The following is a 2,493-nucleotide window of genomic DNA, read 5'->3' on the forward strand; positions in this document are numbered from 1 at the left end:
CTTAAAACAAGATTGCCGCCGCTTTGCGTTTGCGCTGCCCATGAGCCGCCGCCCAAATCGCCCGTTATTTTGGCGATGCCGCGCTGTTCGCGGTTGAGCAGTGCCGTCAAGTTTTGATACAGATTAGTCATTTTGTTATCCTCAACAAAAAGATAAAAGGCCGTCTGAACATGGCTTTCAGACGGCCTTTAAAGCATCTTTAAACCAGCTTTAATCACTCGTCAAAATATCGGTCTATCGTTACATTTTGAGTAACGACAGGCGTGTCGTTTTCGATTTTAACCTCAATCGACACACCAACTACCACGCCTTGCCAGCTCCCCGAAGGCTCATTGATTTGCCAAATCTCGCCTAAATTCGCCATAGGAATGGCGTATTTATCCGATACCGGTAAAGACACCGTTTCGCGCTTATGAACGCCAGTCTCGCTTAAAGCGGCAATACCGGCGGCAAGCAAGACTGGCTGGTCGGTATAAAGCGCATTGGTCAGTGCGGAGGCGCGCGGCTCGCGGTTACTGCCGTTGCGGTACACGTCCGCACCCTTGCCCTTGTTATGGCTCGGCCAAACATAAACCCCATTGGCACGCTCCGATACATTGCGCTGGCCGCTGATGCTGAAAATCACGCTGACAGGGACACTGACATCGGCAGGCGCATCGGAAACCTCCCAAGAAGCCTTTTCCCACTTAGATTTAAACCGGACAACAGGTCGGGAGCGGTCGCTCTCCACAAATCCCCCGGCGGCTTGAGCCAGCTCTTGCAAAACAGCAATCGGCGTTTTATCGGTCAACGAATACACATCTCCCGGAATCAACCAATCAACCATCGTCCAGCCGGCCAAATCCACACCTGTCGGGCGTAAAATCTCCGTTGCGATTTGTTGCGCATAAATCGGATTGCGGTATGTACCACGGCCTTTAGGCGCATAGTCCGCGCCCAAACGGGCGGTAACACTGCGGCCGGTTACCGTATAGCTCTTTTGTCCGAAGCGGCGGTTGTCGCTGTAATCTTCCGCGATGATGACAAAAGTATCCGCATTGATTTGCACCTCGATTTCGGCTTCCCGGCCTTTCGGGCGGACATCAGGATTAATCTTGGCGAAATCATCGGGAGAAACCGTCAAACTGCCTTGCCAGCAATAACCGGCAGTATCAGTCGTAAAGGACGCAGAAAACAGCCCAATCGGCTGGCCGTCGACCGTAGCCTTAATAATATTTTGTATGATATATCCGTCTAAAACAGGAGTGCTTACCGTATCAAAACAAGCAAACGGCAGCGGAATATGGCGCGCATCGTGTGCAATCTTTTTGCGGTAAAAGCGCAGGTGCAGACGGTTTGAAGGCGGGCGGATACCGCAAACATAAGTTTCAGGAACCGGCTCCGGCTCAACCGGAATCTCATAATACTCGCAAGGCACAGCCAAAGCAGGAAGGCTTTGCGAATGCGCACAACGTGCCAATACCGCCGCCTCGCGCACCTCCGATACCAAACAATCGCCAACCGCCGCATCATCGGAAAACACACTCCCCGAACACGCAGCCAAAGCCTCGCCAAGACCTGCCGATGATCGGTCCGCATTACAACCACTTAAGAACAAATCATCGGGGAAAGCATCATGCAGACAGCCGTCCAGACCATCCATTCCGACCTGCACCGCCTGCATACAACCAGCAACCCCGTCAGACAAGCCGACCGTTTCATGCAGGTAGCTTTCCAACTCAGGCATATCGGAAAAGGCCGTCTGAAAACAAACCGCCTCCCCAACAGCCTCCGCCGTTATCCCCGACACTTGGGCAGCCATGTCGCCCAAATCATAACGACCGGCCGCGCACACTACCTGCGTTGACACCGCCTGCTGCACAAAGCCCCACGCCCCCGAAACAGTCGCATAACCATCCGGAGGGCGGTACGGAATAGGCTTAGGCGGCGTATCGGGAACAATCTCGCCGCCATCCTCAATATGGCGTAAAGGCCGTCTGAACGCCAACGGCAAGAGCTTGGATGACGGACGGGAGCCAATCGCCAAACCGAAAGGCAAAGGGATACGCGCCGAATCAGCATAAATTTTGTCTTCGGACATTTCAGACGGCCTCAACCGCCGCCGTCACGCTCGACATAAGGCTTAATAAAATCATAAGAAACAGGCTCGTATTGTTTTTTATAATCCGTCGCCACCATCAAATACTCCTCGTCTTCCTTGAGCCGGTCAAAGCGGTAGCTGCCGTCTTCCTTGCTCCAAGTATCGGCGATGCAGTACATATTAGGCCGGGCAAACAGATAAATACGGCGCGAAGCCGGCTGACCGCCCACCGTAACAATGCCCGTACCTTCGCCGGCGATATAGCCGTGGCCGCCGTATCTCCAATGCGGCGATTTGACGGCACGGCTTCGCCCAATCCGATTGACGATTTTGCTACGCAACTTGCCGCGCTTAATGGCAAGACGGCTGCGGAAAACATAATTCGGCATGGCTTACAGCTCCCAGGCTGTGAG

The 2,493-nt window shown here is 53.6% G+C and carries 2 protein-coding genes; both read right to left on the minus strand.

The genetic code is table 11. The annotated features are described in order from the left end of the window. Nucleotides 1-214 precede the first annotated feature (214 nt). Nucleotides 215-2,080, minus strand: coding sequence for a hypothetical protein (locus tag ACTHS4_RS11520; protein ID WP_440365964.1), 1,866 nt, complete (start codon nt 2,078-2,080; stop codon nt 215-217). A gap of 11 nt (nt 2,081-2,091) precedes the next feature. Beyond that, entirely contained in the window at nt 2,092-2,469 is a 378-nt protein-coding gene (locus ACTHS4_RS11525) for a hypothetical protein (RefSeq protein WP_440365965.1), read from the minus strand. Nucleotides 2,470-2,493: the final 24 nt, after the last annotated feature.

This window comes from Neisseria sp. P0014.S009 (assembly GCF_051958155.1).
GTDB classification, from domain to species: domain Bacteria; phylum Pseudomonadota; class Gammaproteobacteria; order Burkholderiales; family Neisseriaceae; genus Neisseria; species Neisseria flavescens_C.

Coding starts and splice junctions, on each gene's coding strand:
- ACTHS4_RS11520 (WP_440365964.1), bottom strand. CDS start 2,080: ATGTCCGAAGACAAAATTTATGCTGATTCGGCGCGTATCCCTTTGCCT.
- ACTHS4_RS11525 (WP_440365965.1), bottom strand. CDS start 2,469: ATGCCGAATTATGTTTTCCGCAGCCGTCTTGCCATTAAGCGCGGCAAG.